Consider the following 17,264-nt stretch of genomic DNA (forward strand, 5'->3'; position numbering starts at 1 on the left):
TTTACATTTTTTTAACGCAAAGTGCGCGAAGATTTTTTTAATTTTAAACTGCTTTAAAGTCGCAAAGCTTAAAATGCAATTGGTTTTAAGTTTAATCCGAGAGTTTGTTCCCATCCATTGGCGATATTCATATTTTGAACGGCTTGTCCGGATGCGCCTTTCAATAAGTTATCAATTGCGGAATGAACTGCTATTTTGTTTCCTTGTTTTTCGATTTGGATGACGCAGAAATTGGTGTTCACAACTTGTTTCAAATCAATCGGTTTCTCTGAAACTTTTACGAAAGGTGAATCTTGGTAGAAGTCTTTATATAAAGTATAAATTTTTTCTAATTTCAAATCGCATTCGATGATAGAACTTGTGAAAATTCCTCTTGCAAAATCGCCACGCCACGGAATAAAATTGAGTTCTATGTCTTGATTATTGAGCGAATTAACTTGTTTTAAAATCTCGTCAACGTGTTGGTGATTTAAAGTTTTGTAGGCTGAAATATTGTCATTTCTCCAAGTGAAATGCGTAGTCGGTTGCAAAGATTGTCCTGCGCCTGTCGAACCCGTGATTCCTGTTGTATAAACATCATTCAACAGATTTTCTTTTGCTAAAGGCAATAACGCCAACTGAATCGCAGTTGCAAAACATCCAGGATTGGCAATACTTTTCGAGTTTTGGATTTCATTAAAATAAATCTCAGGCAAACCGTAAACAAAATTTCTATTTCCGAAATCGGTATTGAGACGGAAATCATTTCCTAAATCTATAATCAAAGTATCGTCTGAAACCGGATTTTCAGTCAGCCAATTTTGACTTTCTTTGTGGGGAAGGCAAAGGAAAAGAATCTCAGTTTCTGAAATTTCGTTCGTCAAAACCAAATCGCAAATCGAGTCCAAATCCGGATATAATTCTGAAATTCTAATTCCGGAATTGGAACGACTGAACAAAAACTTTAATTTTATATTCGGGTGGAATGCGAGCAAACGAACGAGTTCGCTTCCTGCATAGCCATTGGCTCCGATGATTCCGACTGATTTTTTCATTTATATTTTAACGCAAAGAGCGCAAAGATTTTTTGTAATTATTAAAAATATTTAAAGTTGCAAAGTCCTTCGACTTCCTTCAGGATGACATCTTCAAAATTATTCTAATTCAATTTATTAACCTGATGATATATATTGAGCGAATTGCTGAGGATTTTGGTAAAACCTTTGACATCATCGCCACTCCAGGCGAGATTTTCTTCGCCGTAACTTCCGAATTTTGAAGACATTAAATCATTTTCAGACTCTATTCCATTTAAGACGAAACGATATGGATGAAGTGTGATAAATATTTTTCCGTTGACTATTTTCTGCGAATCCTGCAAAAATGATTCGATATTTCTCATCACTGGGTCGAGGAAAAGAGCCTCGTGAAGCCAGTTTCCGTACCAATCTGACAATTGAGATTTGATGGTCTGCTGATATTTGGAAAGTGTATGTTTCTCCAAAAGATGATGCGCTTTTATGATAATTGATGCTGCCGCAGCTTCGAACCCGACACGACCTTTAATACCAACAATAGTGTCTCCAACGTGGATATCGCGACCGATTCCGTAAGGTGACGCCAATTCTTCAATTTTTTGAATTGCGAAAACTGGATGCGAAAACGTCTCGCCATTGACAGAAATCAACTCTCCATTTTTGAACTCGATTTCGAGACTTGAAGGCTCTGTTTTTTCAACTTGAGAAGGAAAAGCATCTTCCGGAAGTGAAAATCGGGAAGTTAAAGTTTCTTTTCCGCCGACGGAAGTTCCCCAAAGTCCTTTGTTGATGGAATATTTAGCTTTATCAAAATCCATTTCGTAGTTGTGATCTTTTAGGAATTGGATTTCGTCTTCACGCGATAAACTCAAATCACGAATTGGGGTTATGATTTCGATTTTCGGACACATTACATTGAAAATCAAATCGAAACGAACTTGGTCATTTCCTGCGCCTGTACTTCCGTGAGCAATCGCATCTGCCGCAATTTCCAAAGCTGCTTCCGCAATCGTCTGTGCCTGAATCGTTCTTTCTGCACTGACTGATAATGGATAAGTATTGTTTTTCAGAACATTACCGAAAATCAAATATTTGACACAATCATTGTAATATTTTTCTGAAGCATCTATAAACCTGTAAGAAGCCACGCCCAATTTTTCTGCTTTTTCTTTAAGCAAAACCTCATCATTTTTGTCAAAACCGCCTGTATTAATCGTGACAGCGTGAACTTCGTAACCCAAAGTTTCGCTTAGATATTTGGCGCAATACGACGTGTCCAAACCTCCGCTAAATGCCAAAACTACTTTCTTACTCATTATCGTTGTTTATAGATTCAAAATCTTTTTCTTTATTCATATTTACTTTTTCCGGGACGAAAAGCATTGCTGTGCAAAGACAGTTTTTGCGTTCTTTCATCATCAGAATTTCATAATTCACGCAGTTTTTGCAACCGTTCCAGAATTGCTCATCTTGAGTCAGTTCCGAATAAATCACGGGCTTGTAACCTAAACTGCTGTTGATTTTCATCACTGCCAATCCGGTGGTGAGACCAAAAATCTTTGCATTTGGATATTTCTCCCGGGAAAGCTCGAAGATTCTTTCTTTAATCAAAGTTGCTAATCCGGCGTTTCTGAATTGGGGCGAAACTATCAATCCGGAATTAGCCACATATTCTCCATTTGTCCAGGTTTCTATGTAGCAGAAGCCTGCCCAGGTTCCATCTTCGTCGATGGCGATGATAGAATTACCTTCCGAGATTTTTTTGCCCAAGTATTCGGAGGAACGTTTTGCGATGCCTGTTCCTCTTTTTTTCGCAGAATCCTCCATTTCGTTTCGGATTTCTTCCACATATACCAAATGTTTCTCTGAGGAAACTTCTAATTTCATTGATATTATCTAATTAAGTCGCAAATTTAAATATATTTATCTTTATTATCCAAATTAAAAAGATAATTTTATCTGTTAAATTTATATTAACGACAATATTATCTTAATAACAAGTAATTCCCAGTTCATAATTGCTTAATTTTATGTAAATTGGCTTGAAAGTAACAAGAGTTAAAAACCTAATCAAAATATATGAGAAATTATCACATTCAGAATTTACAGGATTATTTCAAGGAGTATAAAAAGTCGATTAAAAATCCGAAAAAGTTTTGGGACAAGATTGCGGATGAGAATTTTGTGTGGTATCAGCGTTGGTCCAAAGTCGTGGATTACAATATGGAGGAAGCGAACATCAAATGGTTCAAAAACGCAAAACTGAACATTACCAAAAACTGCCTGGACAGACATCTTTCTGTGCGTGGCGACAAAACCGCTATCATCTGGGAACCGAATGACAAAAAAGAAGAAGCTCAGCATATCAGCTTTAATGAACTTTATGAAAGAGTGAATAAAACCGCCAATGTCCTGCGTGAAATGGGCGTTGAGAAAGGCGACAGAGTCTGCATTTACCTTCCGATGATTCCGGAATTGGCGATAACGATGCTGGCATGTGCTAAATTGGGCGCGGTTCACTCTGTGATCTTTGCTGGATTTTCCGCTTCGGCTGTTGCTTCAAGAGTGAATGACTGTAGTGCAAAAATGGTTATCACATCAGACGGAAGCTACAGAGGAAACAAAGTTCTTGACCTGAAAAGCATTGTGGATGAAGCTCTGGAGAAAACACCAACTGTAGAAAATGTTTTGGTTGTGAAAAGAACCCACAATGATGTAAAGATGAAAGAAGGCCGAGACCACTGGATGTCGGAGTATTATGATAAAGCGTCTTCGGATTTTGTGACGGTGATTATGGATGCGGAAGACCCACTTTTCATTCTTTATACTTCGGGTTCTACAGGGAAACCAAAAGGGATGCTTCATACTTGTGCAGGTTATATGGTTTATACAGCTTACACGTTTAAGAATGTTTTTAATTATAAAGAGAATGACATTTATTGGTGTACTGCGGATATCGGCTGGATCACAGGACATTCCTATATTCTTTACGGGCCGCTTCTGAATGGAGCAACAACCGTCATCTTCGAAGGGGTACCGACTTATCCGGATGCAGGAAGATTCTGGGAGGTGATTGAAAAGCATAAGGTGACTCAGTTTTACACGGCTCCAACGGCGATTCGTTCATTAGCCAAAGAAAGTGTAGAGTGGGTTCAGAAACACAATTTAGACTCCTTGAAAGTCATTGGTTCTGTTGGAGAGCCTATTAATGATGAAGCCTGGCATTGGTATAATGACAATGTCGGGAAAAAGAAATGCCCCATCGTCGATACCTGGTGGCAAACAGAAACGGGCGGAATCCTTATCTCTCCCATTCCTTTTGTGACACCTACCAAACCTACCTATGCCACTTTGCCATTACCCGGAATTCAGCCTGTACTGATGGACGACAAACGTAACGAGATATCAGGCAACCAAGTAACGGGTAATCTTTGTATCCGCTTTCCTTGGCCTGGAATTGCAAGAACGATTTGGGGTGACCATCAGCGTTATAAGGAGACTTATTTCTCAGCATTTCCTGGGAAATATTTCACGGGAGATGGAGCTTTGAGAGACGAGGTTGGCTATTACAGAATTACAGGGCGTGTGGATGATGTCGTGATTGTTTCCGGACATAACCTTGGAACAGCACCAATAGAAGACAGTATCAATGAACATCCTGCTGTGGCCGAATCAGCTATTGTAGGTTATCCTCACGATATCAAAGGAAATGCACTGTATGGTTTCGTCATTCTGAAAGAATCCGGAGAAGTCCGAAACAAAGAGAATCTTGCGAAAGAGATTAACCAATTGATCTCTGAACAGATTGGACCGATTGCCAAGTTGGATAAAATCCAATTTGTGTCTGGGTTACCGAAAACAAGATCCGGGAAAATTATGCGCCGAATCCTAAGAAAGATTGCAGAAGGTGATTTCTCTAACTTTGGAGATACTTCTACCCTTTTGAATCCTGAGATTGTTGATGAGATCAAGGATGAGAGAGTTTAAATTAATGGATGAATGATTGTTCGTCACGGAGCGTACCGAGAAATTATTAAGGTCCTCGATACAATTTTTCTTCGTTATGTTACGAAAAATCATTCGAACTGACGGTGGGGATTTTGAGCTAGAGACTATGTGCGTTATATTTGACTTAAAAATTAAATAATCAAAACTATGATAAGATTTGCTTACACCATTCTATACGTTCAGGATGTGGAGAAAACGGTTGCGTTTTATGAGAATGGATTTGGTTTCACGAGAAAATTTGTGACCCCAGATCAAGATTACGGTGAGCTTTTGGTCGGCGAAACGACTCTTGCTTTTGCATCGGTCGCTTTAGCACAATCTAATCTATCCGAAGGCTTTACGGAAAGTAAATTGAGTAATAAGCCATTTGGGATTGAGATTGGTTTCACAACAGATGATGTAGAAGCAACTGTTGAAAAAGCTATAACAGCAGGTGCCACGCTTGTAGAAAAACCTAAGATCAAACCGTGGGGACAAACTGTAGCCTACCTGAGAGACCCTGATGGTTTCCTGATAGAAGTTTGCACTCCGATGGGATAAAAATACTCGAAAACCGCTTTAATCAAGCGGTTTTGTTTTTTATTAAAATTAATGTCAATCTTAAAACCTCCATTTCTAGCTAAAAAAATAAAATCATTTCCCAGCCGAAACTGAAAAATGATTTACCAAAATATACTATGTAAGGTCTATGCAATAAATAATGATGCAATAGTCTGAGCATCGCTGCCACTCATTGGTTCATCGTAAGATGCAGAACCTGCCTCAGCACCAAAAGCTGTTGCTGTATTGAAGCCAGCCTGATTCGTATTTTGTTCTCCAGCATAGACTGGATTAGTAGCTGACGGCATATTGCCACCATTAGCTAACTCTATCCAACCTTTGTTTGCTCTCATTCTTCTGACCTGAGAAGCGTGTCTTGCTTCCACCGAATGGATTTGCAAAGCGGCGGTCAACACATCTTTGTTGGACATTACATTACCAGCCTGACCTTTGTAAGCTCGCACTCCTGTATCTTCGAAAGCCTGAGCCAAAATCAAAAACTGGTTGTAATCTGTAAACGGCGAGAAATTTCCTTTTGCTGTAAAATCAAAGGTTGGTTTAGCACCAGGTGTTTGTCCTAAGGATGTTAAAGCACTCTTTAGAAAAGCAACGTGAGCAGTCTCGTGTTTTGAGATTTGCATAAAAACGGTTCTGTCAGCATTTGGGATTAGCCCTGAAGTTCCCAATCCCATTCTGTAGTACTCATCCTCAAGGTATTCTAAAACCAAAGCCAATTGCAAAGCATCTGTTAATGTACTTTTGAAAGCAAATGATGATTCAGCTTTTGTGGTTCCGCCTTTTACAGGTGTTGTCATTAAGGCGCCTAACCCTAAAGGAATTGCAGCCACTGCCGCTTTTTTCCCAAAGTTGGTAATATTGGTAATCGTATCTAATCGTGAAGCTTCTGCAGTAAAGAATTTGTCATCAGAAAGCTTATCTAATATTTTAAGAATGTTCATAATAATTGAATTTAAAAGATGAATAAATTAACCGATGTTTCTTTCTTTCCAGGTAAATGGTGTTTTGATAAAGCCGCCTGCTGCCATCACAATATCTTTTGGTTCTTTTGCCAAATCTAACCCGTTAGCATCAATTACATCGTCTCCTGAGAAATCTGCCGAACCAGGTTTAATCAGGTTTCTGATGGCAGAAGCGTGTCTTGCTTCTACAGAAACTATTTTTCCCGCAATCACAAGGTAATCTGCATTGGTAATATATTTTCCTGCGCCGTTATAAGCTGCTACACCTGTATCTTCCAAAGCTTTTGCCGTTGCCAACACCGAATTTCTATCACTAAAATTGACATTAGGATACTGGAATTCCAAAGTTGGAAGAATACTGTTCGGAGCAGCACCACCAATTGCCGCTTTGAAGAAATCTCTGTGAATTACCTCATGATGATATAAATCTGTAAAAAGTTCCTTTTCCACACTGGATATCCCTGAGTAAAAATTATTTACCACCTTGGTATAGAAATCCGCTTCCAGCTGCTCCAGTGCATAAGCATAATTAAGAACTCCGACATCGCCTTTTCCAAGATCGAAAACATTACCGTTGTTTCCACCAATGATCATATCATCATCGTTACATCCTACAAGCGTAAGTCCAGCAATCGCTAATCCTACACCACTCAATTTTAAAAAGTTTCTTCTTCCTGTATCCAGGGTCGCTCCCTGATTGGACACATTAATCGTTTTTCTCATAATATTATTTTTTTAGTATTTGGTATCTATTAAGAAATCAGAAAAGGCAGCATAAAAATTTACGCCGCCTTATCAACTACTTACGGCATCAAAACCGTATCAATCACATGGATCACACCATTGGACTGGTTTACATCAGCAATAGTCACTTTCGCGTCCATACCTTTAGCATCTCGCACATAGAGATCTTTACCTTTTGTCCAAAAAGTAACATCTTGTCCTTCTACTGTTTTCATCATTGCTTTTCCGTTGCCAGCTTTTACAGCAGCCCAGATTTGTTTCGCATTGTATTTTCCTGACAGTACGTGATAAGTCAGGATTTTTGTCAGCATCGTTTTATTTTCCGGTTTAACAAGATTTTCAACCGTTCCTTTTGGTAATTTTGCGAACGCTTCATCTGTTGGTGCCAAAACCGTAAATGGTCCTTTGCCCTCCAATGTTTCTACCAAACCCGCCGCTTTTACAGCAGCAACCAAAGTCTTGTGGTCTTTAGAATTCATTGCGTTTTCTATAATGTTCTTGGAAGGATACATTGCTGCTCCGCCCACCATTACTGTTTTTTCCTTCATTGTCTGTGCAGTAAGATTTCCACTAAAGGCGAATGATAAAGCCATCATTCCCAGCACTGCGATTTTTGATTGTTTGTTCATTTTAGTTTATTTTTTGATTAATATTATTCACTGATAAAATGATTTACGACAGCGATGATCTTTTGGATTTAAAAATTTTCACATTTTATTTTAAATTATTGTTAATCAGGTAATTATTTTTAAATTAATTCAAAATACATTCACATTTGCTTTAAAAATTTTTAAACAGATATAGATTATAATTAATGATTTAAAAATATTTTCACATTTTATTTATGTTGGCTTTTATTTTGTTACATTTGGATTACTAAATCGTCATTTATCAAAACAAACTATTCGGAAGAGCAACTTCTCGTCTTACTAAGAGAGAAAAACGAAAATGGTTTTCATCATTTGTATGATCACTATTCGGGTGCTTTGTATGGTGTTATCCTCCGGATCGTCTGCTCCAAAGAATATACTGAAGATGTCATCCAGGAAGTTTTTGTGAAAATTTGGAATTCGATTCATCAATATGATGCTTCGAAAGGTCGTCTTTATACCTGGATGATCAATATTGCGCGAAATACAGCGATTGATTATCTGAAGTCTAAAGGATTTCAGAATGAACTCAAAAACCAACCTCTGCCGGATTTCGTATATAACACTGCAGAACTTTCAACAACTAATGAAGAATCTGATTTTATCGGAATTAAAAATGTGCTGGAAACTCTTGAAACAGATAAGCAGGAATTGATTAATTTAGCCTATTATCAAGGATTCACTCAAAACGAAATATCTGAAAAGCTGAAAATACCTCTCGGCACTGTAAAAACCAAAATGAGGAACGCATTGATGAAGTTAAAGGACTTGCTAAAAGATTATCAATAAATTGAACACTAAAGAATACATATCATCCGGAATTATAGAATCTTATATTCTAGGTTTTGCTTCTCCCGAGGAAGCAGGTATTTTGGAGTGTGTGATGAAGAACAATGCTGAAGTAAAAGCGGCTTTCGAAGAAGCACAAAAAACATTGGAAGATCTCGCAACCGTTCAGGCTGTAAAACCTCCTGATGATTTGAAATCGAAGATTTGGAACAAAATTCAACAAGAACAAACTATTGAATCCAATCTTTCCGGAATGACAACAGATATCAATGAGGTACGAAATAAGCCAGACCGTAAAATCAGAAAAATCAACAGCTGGAAGATTATTACTGCCGCAGCGTCGCTTTTACTGCTTTTTAGTTTGGCTGCTAATGTTTTCTGGATAAATATCCAATCCAAAAATGAACAACAGATCGCTGAACTCCAAACCCAAAAAAAATCTCAGAATCTTGTCATGAAGGATCTGGAGCAAAGATTAGATATATCCTCCAATCCTAATATGATCAAAATAGTATTGGCAGGTGTAGAAAAACATCCTGAATCTAAAGCTATTGTATATTGGGATAAGACGTCTAAAGATGTTTACCTCAGTGCAAATAGCCTCCCAAAAACAAAAGATGGTACTCAGTATCAGCTTTGGGCCATTGTAGATGGAAAACCTGTAAGCGCAGGACTATATTCTGAAAATAAAGACAGCAAAATTGCACTATCTAATATTCCGAATGCTCAGGCTTTTGCCATTACGCTTGAAAAAGAAGGCGGAAGTGCTGTTCCTACAATGGAAAATATGTTTGTGATTGGGAATATATAATTCAATTTAATATTGATTACTTTTTTACCAGCCAGTCTTCATAACACAACACGCCCAATTCAGGTTTACCTTCACCTTCTAATATTGAAATAAATTCCAATTGATTGCCATCTGGATCGTTGAAATAAATCGCTAAAGCCGGCATCCACGCAAAAACCATCGGTTTGTCTAAGCCATCTTTCAGGAAATTGTAGGGTTTTAGTTTTTTGTTTTTGAGGAAGTCAGCAGCGCGGTTCAGTATATCTTCTTTGTCTGCGGTGAAGGCGAAATGTCTGGTCTGCAGATTTTCCTTCTGCTCCCACAAGCCAAGCATCGCCTGTTTATTTTTTCCAATCCACAAGAAAACAATCGGGCGGTTTTCGTCTCTGTGAGCCAGTTCCAATCCTAAAACTTGGGTATAAAATTCGACAGCATTTTCCAAGTTGCTGACCTGAATATGGGTTTCGTATAATCCGGTAATCATTATCTTTAATTTTATTTTCAACAAAGCTATAAAAGGAATTCTTAAAACCTTAGCAGTAATGATTCCTATAATTGAAATAAATGATAGACAGATTTTATGGTTCGATGTGTATTCCTATTAATTGTATATTTGAATTCAATAAATTAAAACTAAACTATGGAAAATAATAAAGCACCCATCTTCACGATGCTTGTTGTCGCTCTAATTGTTGGCTCAGCTTTGTACAAACAAATCGATTTTAAAACAATGACTGTTGAAAAACCCGCTTTGGCTATTCTTTATACAGTTACGCTTTTGTTTGCGACTTTTGTTTTGGTGAAGAATTTCAGAAAGAAGACAGAGAAATAGAAGTATAACTGTATAAATTATCCATAAACCGTAAGTAAAACTTTATGAACAAAGAACTTTGGGAGGAGATACTTCAGTTTGATTTTGACGATCCGCCGAGTGAATATGGATTTACGACCCGTCTTGCTAATGAAAACTTCTGGACAGAGGCGTTTACAGAGCTTGCAATTCTGGAGTACAAAAAGTTTATGTATCTGGCAGCTACTTCTGAGATGATGGTTTCTCCATCTGAAATTGTGGATACAGTTTGGCATCAGCACTTGATTTTCACACAATCGTATCAAAACTTTTGTACTTTAATTGGTAAGCAAATCCAACACATTCCTTCGACACACAATAGAGCAGAATTTGACAAATTCAGTCAGGCGAAAGAAAGAACACAGAAACTATATTTTGATATTTTCGGCGAACAACCTAAAAGTATTTGGGATTATCATGGTATGTTTGACAGTCTGAACCTTGATAAAGCTAGATTCAAAATCAGAACTTTTTTGGTCTTTGGTATTCTTAGTTTCATTGCTCTTGTTGTACCTTTTTACTTTTTGTTGAAGCCTGTTTATATTGAAATCAATAATCCTTATTTTGTCGTTGGATTTATTAGTTTAAGTATTTTGACATTTGCCGGACTGGAATTTTATAATCGAATTAAACTTAAAAATATAACAAAAGGCTTCGATAAAAATTCTTTTATTTATCAGCTCGAGCCTTATGAATTGGTTTATCTAAAGACTCAAAGACTTGACAATATCATCAATGGAACTGTCAACGAATTAATTGATAGAAACATCATCTTCATCAACCCAGATAAAACCATTGATTTGTTGAAATCTAAAAAGGTTAATTCGCAAAAAGAGTTACAAGTAATCATAACCTTAGAAGAATTAGGAAGGACACATTACACTGCTTTGTTAAGACAATTGATGAATAAGCCTATATTCTCGAATACTGCAAAATGGGCTGATGCATTTCAAAAGTATATTATCAAATCGAAGAAATTCGGAAACTTGTTTTACATCAATTTTGTTATTTTAAGTATTTTACTAATGCTGGGTTCCATCCGATTAATAACCGGAATTCTGAGAGAAAAGCCTGTCTTTCAAATATTGATGATTACCGTAATTTTGATTGTTTTAATTATCTATTATCTGAACAAACTTACGAAACTGTTTTCCACTAAAACCATTCCTGATTTATACAAAACTGAGATTCTCCCAACAAGGCAAACAGAAGACGATTGGCAATGGCAATATTTTCTTGTCGGTTCAGCAGTTTTGACAGCCACTTTTATTCCAGTCATAAGTTACACAGAAAAGAACAATTATTTTGGAAATGATAGCGGTAGCAGTTCATCTTGCGGAAGCAGTTGTGGTAGTTCTTGCAGTAGCTGTGGTGGATGTGGCGGTGGAGATTAAAGTAAAATTAATTTTAAAATAGAAATCAATATATTTAAATAATGGAGACTGAAAAACATCACAATATTCCCAATTTGGGAAATCCAACCCCTTTTTCCCAAACCTATTTTCACGGAACAAAAGCTGACCTACAACTGGGGCAACTGATAGAGCCTGGAAAAACCTCGAATTTTGGAAAGCGAAAAAACGCCAAGTATATTTTTCTCAGCGCTACATTAGATGCTGCTATTTGGGGTGCAGAACTAGCAGTTGGAGAAGGACGTGAAAGAATTTACCTCGTAGAACCAACGGGCGAAATAGAAGACGATCCCGATCTGACGGATAGAAAATTCCCGGGTAATCCAACAAAATCCTACCGATCTACTTTACCTTTCAGAATTGTGGGAGAAGTCAGTATTTGGAAAGGTCACCAAAAAGAGCAGGTAGAAAGTATGAAAACGGCTTTGGCAAAACTAAAAGATGATGGCGTGGATTCTCTAAATGATGAATAATGCACGATTGATTTATTTCGAAACTTCAAACTTTATGAAATTAAAAAGTACAACAATGAAAAGAATCATTTTTCTTTTTATAATGATAGCGATCTTTATTTCAGCATTCGTTTTTTATCAGAAAAAAGTCCGTTACAATCTGGTGACCATCTCAGAAAATAAAGTTTACAACTCTGGTGTGGTTGCACCTGGCAAATTACCAGAATTTCTAAAAGACCATAAAATAAAAACAGTTATCGACCTACGCGACGGTGAAGAACAGACCGAACTGAATCCCGAAACCAAAAAGCAGGTTGGTGCCGAAGAAAATGCTATAAATAAGATTTCCGACGTTAATTATTTCAACCTGCCAACAGACCAAATTCCACAAGATAGCACAGTTCAGAAGTTTCTGAAGATTATGGATGACAAAAAGAATTATCCTGTACTCATCCATTGTCATCACGGTGTTGGGCGTTCACGGTTATTCAGTTCTATCTACAGAATCGAGTATGAAAACTTCAGTAACGAAGACGCAAGAGCCAATGCCCGTTATCTATGGGAACTAAGTGGTAATTTTTCCAAAGGCTCTGAGAAAGGAAAATATCTTTTGAATTATCACAAAAGGAAACATTAGTTTTCTGAACAATTTTGTTATTCAGAATATAATTTCAGTAGTTGTCTATAACCAATCAATATGGCTGATTTGGAGATAAACCCAATGAATTGATTGTTGTTATCTACAACAGGCAAATTCCAAAAACCAGTATCATCAAAAATCTGTAATATTTCCTGTGCTTTATTTTCAGGATTGATGATTGCAGGTGGCGCTTTCATCATTTTACGGAGAGAAAGAGACTCGGTTTCTTTGCTGAAAAGATAAGGGCGAACGTCATCCAGATCCAGAATACCTTTCAGCTTTTTGTCATTATCAATCACAGCAAATGTATTTTTATTGCCGTTTTTTATCATCTCAAACAATTCTTCTACAGAAGCATTTTCATTAATTGTCTGAGATTCATAATCAATATAATCTTTGGTATTAAGCGAAAACAAAAGATTCTTATCGTGTTTGTTGGTAAAGATTTTACCTTCGTCAGCCAGGGATTTTAGTTCAGGAGAAATGGCCGAAAATCGTTTTGCCATCAAATAAGATATTACCGAAACAATCATCAACGGAATGAACAAATCGTAACCAAAACTGGATTCGGCAATCAGGAAAATAGCGGTGAGTGGCGCATAGAGAACTCCGCTCATTGTACCTGCCATTCCGACTAAAACCAAATTGGTAACCGGAACTTCTTTGAAACCCAACTGCTCACAAACCACAGCGAAAAGAAACCCTGCTGTTCCTCCCGCAAATAAAGACGGCGCGAAGTTACCGCCGTTTCCACCACTAAAAATAGTGAATGGCGTAGCAAAAGCTTTCAGAATCAAAACTAAAACAAGAAAGACAATGACCGTCAGACTCTTGATTTCAAAATATCGGAACAAACTGTTTTCCATAATCTCAAGCGTCTCGCCATTGGTAAAGGCTTTAATCGTATCATAACCTTCGCCAAACAAAGGCGGAAACAAGACACAAAGTAATGATAAAACAGCGCCACCAAACATTGCTCTACGTAAAGGCGACATCTTGAGTTTGTGTATAAAATGCTCTACTTTCTGAGATATTATTACAAAATATCTGGCATATAAACCTGTTACAATTCCTAAAATAAGATAATAAGGAACATTTTTATAATTGAAAGCTTCTCTTGTATAAAATCTAAAAAGTACATCTTCCTGAAGTAATATTCTTGACAATAAACTTCCACAAACCGCCGCCACAACCAACGGAATAAAATCTGTAAAAACCACTCCTGTCAAAAGAATCTCAAAGGCAAACATAATCCCAGCAATTGGTGCATTGAAAGCTGAAGCGATTCCGGCACTTGCTCCCGCAGCTAATAAAAGTGTTCTCTCTTTATAACTCAATCTGTAAGTTTGCGCGAAATTGGAACCAATCGCTGCGCCGGTAACTGCAATTGGACTTTCCAAACCAGCAGAACCTCCCAAACCAACCGTTATAGCACTTTGAATAATCTGAGAATACATTTTAACAGAAGAAACAATACTTGAATTTTGGGCAATCTCATACAGAATAGCACCAATCCCTTTTCTATCCTGCCCTTTGAATATGGTCTGCACTATAACTGTCGTCAACACGATTCCTAAAAAAGGAAAAATGATGTAGAATAAAATCTGATACTCAAAGTGAACTTTGTGCGTGATGAAATAATGAATATTGTGAACCAAAGTTTTCAAAATCACACCAGCCAAACCAGCTGTGAGACCAACCAGAATACCCGAAAGAAGAAGAAATTGGCTTCTGCTCATTCTGCTACTCAACCAATGGAGAACTATCTCATAGCTCCTCGCTTTCTCCAGCCCATATTGCTGGAAATCTCTTTTGAATTTTAAAAAGCTGAGGTATTTTTTCTTGTTGTGAAGCTTCACTTTCGGAGTTTAAATGCAAATATACCAAATCAAAAGAAAACCTAGTCTGCTTAACAAGAATACTTAAACCAAAAAATAATAACTATTTTAGCAATGCAAATTCAATACAAGAATCAATGCTACCAGAAGAATAAGAAGGATTATAACTGTAAAAATCTTCATAATTTTGATTATAAAAATTCGAATCCCGATATACTGATTTGATTGTTCATTTGTCCTTTCCAGCCAAACTGTTTTTGACTGGGAATAACTGTGGAAAGTGTAGAGACAACAAAATAATTTCGTTTAATATAAAAACGCGCAATGAAAAAAATAATTCTATTCAGCTTCCTTGTTTTGCTATTGAATTGTAATAAAACAGAATCACCTAAACTAGAACAATCACAAAATGCATTAAAAATAGATTCCAAGTCCAACGATAGTATTGCGCTTCTGGCATTAACAAAGAACCTTTATCAATGGAATGAAACAGAAAGTAAAGGTCAGGATTTTGATGTTTTATTAAAGAATGAAAATGATTCTGTCTATTCAGAAATTGATAAAACAGCACATAAAAAACGATTGGAAGAATTAAGAAAAACCAATTTATTCACCGAAGATTTCATTAATAACTACAACAAAGTCGCATTGAAAATTGATGAAGAAATGAAGTCCGGCGCCTTAGTTTATAAAGTTGGAGAATTGCCACCTTACGGAAATGGCGCGAATCCCTGGTGCAACTGTCAGGACAGACCAGATAATTTCTTAGATAAAATCTGGATTATGAATTTGAAACAAGACGGTCAATCAGTTTCTTATAATTGGAGTTGGGGCGATGGTTTGGTTTACAATTTGAAAGCTATGAAAGAGGATAATCAATGGAAAATCAATACAATGGAAGGTTTTGATTACAATTCATTCGTTCGGAGTTTTCAACTTTCAGATGATTTTACCGGAAACTGGGAAAATGGATTAGTCATTCTTCATATCTCGGAAGCCACTTTGAATTTTGAATATCATGGGCAATGCATGTATAGCTATCCTATTAGAAAAATTAATGATAATGAGTTTGAAATGATTTGGGCGAGAGAAATGGATTGCAAATTTGATAATGGAACCAACAAAACTTTTGGTCTGAAAAAAGTGCCGGAAATAGGAAAATCTTTTGCAAAATACAAGCTGGAAAATAGTCGGCTTTCTGTTGAATATTATTATAAAGATTGGGTAAAAAAATATTCACAGGAAGTACAAGATAAAGTTTTCACACCAGAATATTCTAGAAAAATTGAAAGTTATTAATCAAAAAAACCGCTCAATATCAGCGGTTTTATTTTGTAGTTTATCTAAATATTTTCTGTGAAAATTCATAAAGACAACGTCTCCAAGTCAGCCATTCGTGGTAAGTTCCGGTAGATTGGTATTGTTCGAACGGATATTTATTTTGATGTAAATAATCACTCAACAAATTATTATAATTGATAAAACGCTGGTCTTCTTTTTCGCCAATTCCCATAAAAAAGAAAGGTTTTGATTTCGACTTCAAGAGATTTTCAATTGGCAATTCTTTGAAAGGCTGACTTTCTGTTCCCTCATAAATTACCGGACTGAAAGAACCAATCGCTGAAAACAAATCAGGATGATTAGCGCCAATCAACATTGCCTGATAACTTCCCCGCGAAAGTCCTGCAATGGCTTGTTTTTGATTGGTTTTATATTTTTTATCGATGTACGGAATCAATTCCTGAACTACGATTTTGTCCAAATTTTTAGCGGAAAGGACTGTTCTTGGATAATTGTCTGGTAATTTCTCCTGTTCGGGAGTCAAAGCAACACCGTAATCCATTACTACAATCATTTCTTTTGCTTTTCTTTCTGCAAAAAGATTGTCTAAAATATTCCTGATGTAACCTTGTTTTTCCCAACCCGTAACATCTTCGCCGGTTCCGTGATAAAGGTATAAAACCGGAAAATTCTTGGTTCCATAATTTGGCGGTAAATACACTTTGAAATTCCGTTTTCCATTCGTGATTTCAGAATCTAGATTGTCATCAACAATTTTTCCGTGCTTTACATTTTTTTCGAAGAAGAAATCTTCATTTGTAGGAACTTCAATTCCGCTTGTTGGCTGTCCGTAACCGAAATATAATTCTGTATTCGGGTCGTTAGTTCGTTTTCCATCGACATTGAACCAATAGTAATGGAAACCAATTTCCAATGGTGAAGTTGAGATATTCCAAAAGCCTTCTTTATCTTTAGTTGTCGTAGATTTCACATTTTGCATTCCGTCGCCGCCTTCCAGAATTACAGATTTTGCGTCTGGAAAATAAACTTTAAACTGAGCGTTTCTATCAGCATCAATTTTTGGAAATTCTTTACCGGATTTCACTGTTGAAGATATTTTATAATTCTGTGAAAATACAAGTGATGAACTTAAGGTAAGAACAGCAGTTATTATTTTAAATGGTTGCATTGATATCAATTTGAATGGTTGAATTTAAGGATTCATTTGTCTTGCAACAAAAAAACCGCCATTAAAATGACGGTTTATATTTTAG

The 17,264-nt window shown here is 36.6% G+C and carries 18 protein-coding genes; 9 read left to right on the forward strand and 9 right to left on the reverse strand.

Features of this window, described 5'->3' with window-relative positions:
- Positions 1–68: 68 nt before the first annotated feature.
- The 3 genes from argC to BUR19_RS11345 all read right to left on the reverse strand — a co-directional run bounded on the left by argC (position 69) and on the right by BUR19_RS11345 (position 2,903).
- Complete coding sequence (gene argC, locus BUR19_RS11335) at positions 69–1,034, reverse strand: N-acetyl-gamma-glutamyl-phosphate reductase (RefSeq protein WP_074235426.1); 966 nt, start codon at positions 1,032–1,034, stop codon at positions 69–71.
- A 104-nt stretch (positions 1,035–1,138) separates the two neighbouring features.
- Complete coding sequence (locus BUR19_RS11340; protein WP_074235427.1) at positions 1,139–2,332, reverse strand: argininosuccinate synthase domain-containing protein; 1,194 nt, start codon at positions 2,330–2,332, stop codon at positions 1,139–1,141.
- Positions 2,325–2,903 carry a GNAT family N-acetyltransferase gene (locus BUR19_RS11345; protein WP_074235428.1) on the reverse strand — a complete coding sequence of 193 codons (579 nt, stop codon included), beginning with the start codon at positions 2,901–2,903 and terminating at the stop codon, positions 2,325–2,327. The genes BUR19_RS11340 and BUR19_RS11345 overlap by 8 nt, the downstream gene beginning before the upstream one ends.
- A 192-nt stretch (positions 2,904–3,095) precedes the next feature.
- On the opposite strand from BUR19_RS11345, the gene acs reads away from it, so the two are divergent.
- Positions 3,096–5,003 (forward strand): acetate--CoA ligase, encoded by a 1,908-nt coding sequence (gene acs / locus BUR19_RS11350; protein WP_074235429.1) that lies wholly within the window; start codon positions 3,096–3,098, stop codon positions 5,001–5,003.
- 168 nt (positions 5,004–5,171) lie between these two features.
- Positions 5,172–5,564 carry a VOC family protein gene (locus BUR19_RS11355; RefSeq protein WP_074235430.1) on the forward strand — a complete coding sequence of 131 codons (393 nt, stop codon included), beginning with the start codon at positions 5,172–5,174 and terminating at the stop codon, positions 5,562–5,564.
- Positions 5,565–5,710: 146 nt separating this feature from the next.
- Here BUR19_RS11355 and BUR19_RS11360 read toward each other — a convergent pair whose 3' ends face one another.
- The 3 genes from BUR19_RS11360 to BUR19_RS11370 all read right to left on the reverse strand — a co-directional run bounded on the left by BUR19_RS11360 (position 5,711) and on the right by BUR19_RS11370 (position 7,917).
- Positions 5,711–6,523 carry a ferritin-like domain-containing protein gene (locus BUR19_RS11360; RefSeq protein ID WP_074235431.1) on the reverse strand — a complete coding sequence of 271 codons (813 nt, stop codon included), beginning with the start codon at positions 6,521–6,523 and terminating at the stop codon, positions 5,711–5,713.
- Positions 6,524–6,550: 27 nt separating this feature from the next.
- Positions 6,551–7,267 carry a ferritin-like domain-containing protein gene (locus BUR19_RS11365; RefSeq protein WP_074235432.1) on the reverse strand — a complete coding sequence of 239 codons (717 nt, stop codon included), beginning with the start codon at positions 7,265–7,267 and terminating at the stop codon, positions 6,551–6,553.
- Positions 7,268–7,347: 80 nt separating this feature from the next.
- Positions 7,348–7,917 (reverse strand): fasciclin domain-containing protein, encoded by a 570-nt coding sequence (locus BUR19_RS11370; RefSeq protein WP_083600749.1) that lies wholly within the window; start codon positions 7,915–7,917, stop codon positions 7,348–7,350.
- A gap of 333 nt (positions 7,918–8,250) precedes the next feature.
- Between BUR19_RS11370 and BUR19_RS11375 the strand changes: the two genes are divergently transcribed.
- A complete protein-coding gene (locus BUR19_RS11375; protein ID WP_083600750.1) occupies positions 8,251–8,727 on the forward strand; it encodes an RNA polymerase sigma factor in 477 nt (158 codons plus the stop codon).
- Position 8,728: 1 nt separating this feature from the next.
- Positions 8,729–9,538, forward strand: coding sequence for an anti-sigma factor (locus BUR19_RS11380; protein WP_074235434.1), 810 nt, complete (start codon positions 8,729–8,731; stop codon positions 9,536–9,538).
- Between the two features lie 16 nt (positions 9,539–9,554).
- On the opposite strand, the gene BUR19_RS11385 is transcribed toward BUR19_RS11380, so the two are convergent.
- Positions 9,555–10,001 carry a VOC family protein gene (locus tag BUR19_RS11385; RefSeq protein WP_074235435.1) on the reverse strand — a complete coding sequence of 149 codons (447 nt, stop codon included), beginning with the start codon at positions 9,999–10,001 and terminating at the stop codon, positions 9,555–9,557.
- A 156-nt stretch (positions 10,002–10,157) separates the two neighbouring features.
- Between BUR19_RS11385 and BUR19_RS11390 the strand changes: the two genes are divergently transcribed.
- From BUR19_RS11390 to BUR19_RS11405, 4 genes are read left to right on the forward strand one after another with little or no spacing between them, the layout of a single operon-like run.
- The gene (locus BUR19_RS11390) at positions 10,158–10,349 is read left to right on the forward strand and encodes a hypothetical protein (protein ID WP_074235436.1); all 192 of its coding nucleotides are present in this window, start codon (positions 10,158–10,160) and stop codon (positions 10,347–10,349) included.
- 44 nt (positions 10,350–10,393) lie between these two features.
- Positions 10,394–11,761 carry a hypothetical protein gene (locus tag BUR19_RS11395; protein ID WP_074235437.1) on the forward strand — a complete coding sequence of 456 codons (1,368 nt, stop codon included), beginning with the start codon at positions 10,394–10,396 and terminating at the stop codon, positions 11,759–11,761.
- Positions 11,762–11,802: 41 nt separating this feature from the next.
- Positions 11,803–12,252 carry an NAD(+)--rifampin ADP-ribosyltransferase gene (arr, locus tag BUR19_RS11400; protein ID WP_083600751.1) on the forward strand — a complete coding sequence of 150 codons (450 nt, stop codon included), beginning with the start codon at positions 11,803–11,805 and terminating at the stop codon, positions 12,250–12,252.
- A gap of 55 nt (positions 12,253–12,307) precedes the next feature.
- Entirely contained in the window at positions 12,308–12,868 is a 561-nt protein-coding gene (locus BUR19_RS11405; protein ID WP_074235657.1) for a dual specificity protein phosphatase family protein, read from the forward strand.
- A gap of 17 nt (positions 12,869–12,885) precedes the next feature.
- Here the strand turns inward: BUR19_RS11405 and BUR19_RS11410 are convergent, their stop codons facing one another.
- Complete coding sequence (locus BUR19_RS11410) at positions 12,886–14,730, reverse strand: chloride channel protein (RefSeq protein WP_074235438.1); 1,845 nt, start codon at positions 14,728–14,730, stop codon at positions 12,886–12,888.
- A gap of 303 nt (positions 14,731–15,033) precedes the next feature.
- Here BUR19_RS11410 and BUR19_RS11415 point away from each other — a divergent pair, with 303 nt between their 5' ends.
- The gene (locus tag BUR19_RS11415; protein ID WP_074235439.1) at positions 15,034–16,008 is read left to right on the forward strand and encodes a hypothetical protein; all 975 of its coding nucleotides are present in this window, start codon (positions 15,034–15,036) and stop codon (positions 16,006–16,008) included.
- Positions 16,009–16,048: 40 nt separating this feature from the next.
- On the opposite strand, the gene BUR19_RS11420 is transcribed toward BUR19_RS11415, so the two are convergent.
- The gene (locus BUR19_RS11420; protein WP_083600753.1) at positions 16,049–17,179 is read right to left on the reverse strand and encodes an alpha/beta hydrolase-fold protein; all 1,131 of its coding nucleotides are present in this window, start codon (positions 17,177–17,179) and stop codon (positions 16,049–16,051) included.
- Positions 17,180–17,264: the final 85 nt, after the last annotated feature.

The sequence above is a fragment of the Epilithonimonas zeae genome, assembly GCF_900141765.1.
GTDB lineage: Bacteria > Bacteroidota > Bacteroidia > Flavobacteriales > Weeksellaceae > Epilithonimonas > Epilithonimonas zeae.

Coding starts and splice junctions, on each gene's coding strand:
- arr (WP_083600751.1), top strand. CDS start 11,803: ATGGAGACTGAAAAACATCACAATATTCCCAATTTGGGAAATCCAACC.
- BUR19_RS11365 (WP_074235432.1), bottom strand. CDS start 7,267: ATGAGAAAAACGATTAATGTGTCCAATCAGGGAGCGACCCTGGATACA.
- BUR19_RS11340 (WP_074235427.1), bottom strand. CDS start 2,332: ATGAGTAAGAAAGTAGTTTTGGCATTTAGCGGAGGTTTGGACACGTCG.
- acs (WP_074235429.1), top strand. CDS start 3,096: ATGAGAAATTATCACATTCAGAATTTACAGGATTATTTCAAGGAGTAT.
- BUR19_RS11415 (WP_074235439.1), top strand. CDS start 15,034: ATGAAAAAAATAATTCTATTCAGCTTCCTTGTTTTGCTATTGAATTGT.
- BUR19_RS11370 (WP_083600749.1), bottom strand. CDS start 7,917: ATGAACAAACAATCAAAAATCGCAGTGCTGGGAATGATGGCTTTATCA.
- BUR19_RS11360 (WP_074235431.1), bottom strand. CDS start 6,523: ATGAACATTCTTAAAATATTAGATAAGCTTTCTGATGACAAATTCTTT.
- BUR19_RS11390 (WP_074235436.1), top strand. CDS start 10,158: ATGGAAAATAATAAAGCACCCATCTTCACGATGCTTGTTGTCGCTCTA.
- BUR19_RS11385 (WP_074235435.1), bottom strand. CDS start 10,001: ATGATTACCGGATTATACGAAACCCATATTCAGGTCAGCAACTTGGAA.
- BUR19_RS11345 (WP_074235428.1), bottom strand. CDS start 2,903: ATGAAATTAGAAGTTTCCTCAGAGAAACATTTGGTATATGTGGAAGAA.
- BUR19_RS11420 (WP_083600753.1), bottom strand. CDS start 17,179: ATGCAACCATTTAAAATAATAACTGCTGTTCTTACCTTAAGTTCATCA.
- BUR19_RS11405 (WP_074235657.1), top strand. CDS start 12,308: ATGAAAAGAATCATTTTTCTTTTTATAATGATAGCGATCTTTATTTCA.
- BUR19_RS11355 (WP_074235430.1), top strand. CDS start 5,172: ATGATAAGATTTGCTTACACCATTCTATACGTTCAGGATGTGGAGAAA.
- argC (WP_074235426.1), bottom strand. CDS start 1,034: ATGAAAAAATCAGTCGGAATCATCGGAGCCAATGGCTATGCAGGAAGC.
- BUR19_RS11395 (WP_074235437.1), top strand. CDS start 10,394: ATGAACAAAGAACTTTGGGAGGAGATACTTCAGTTTGATTTTGACGAT.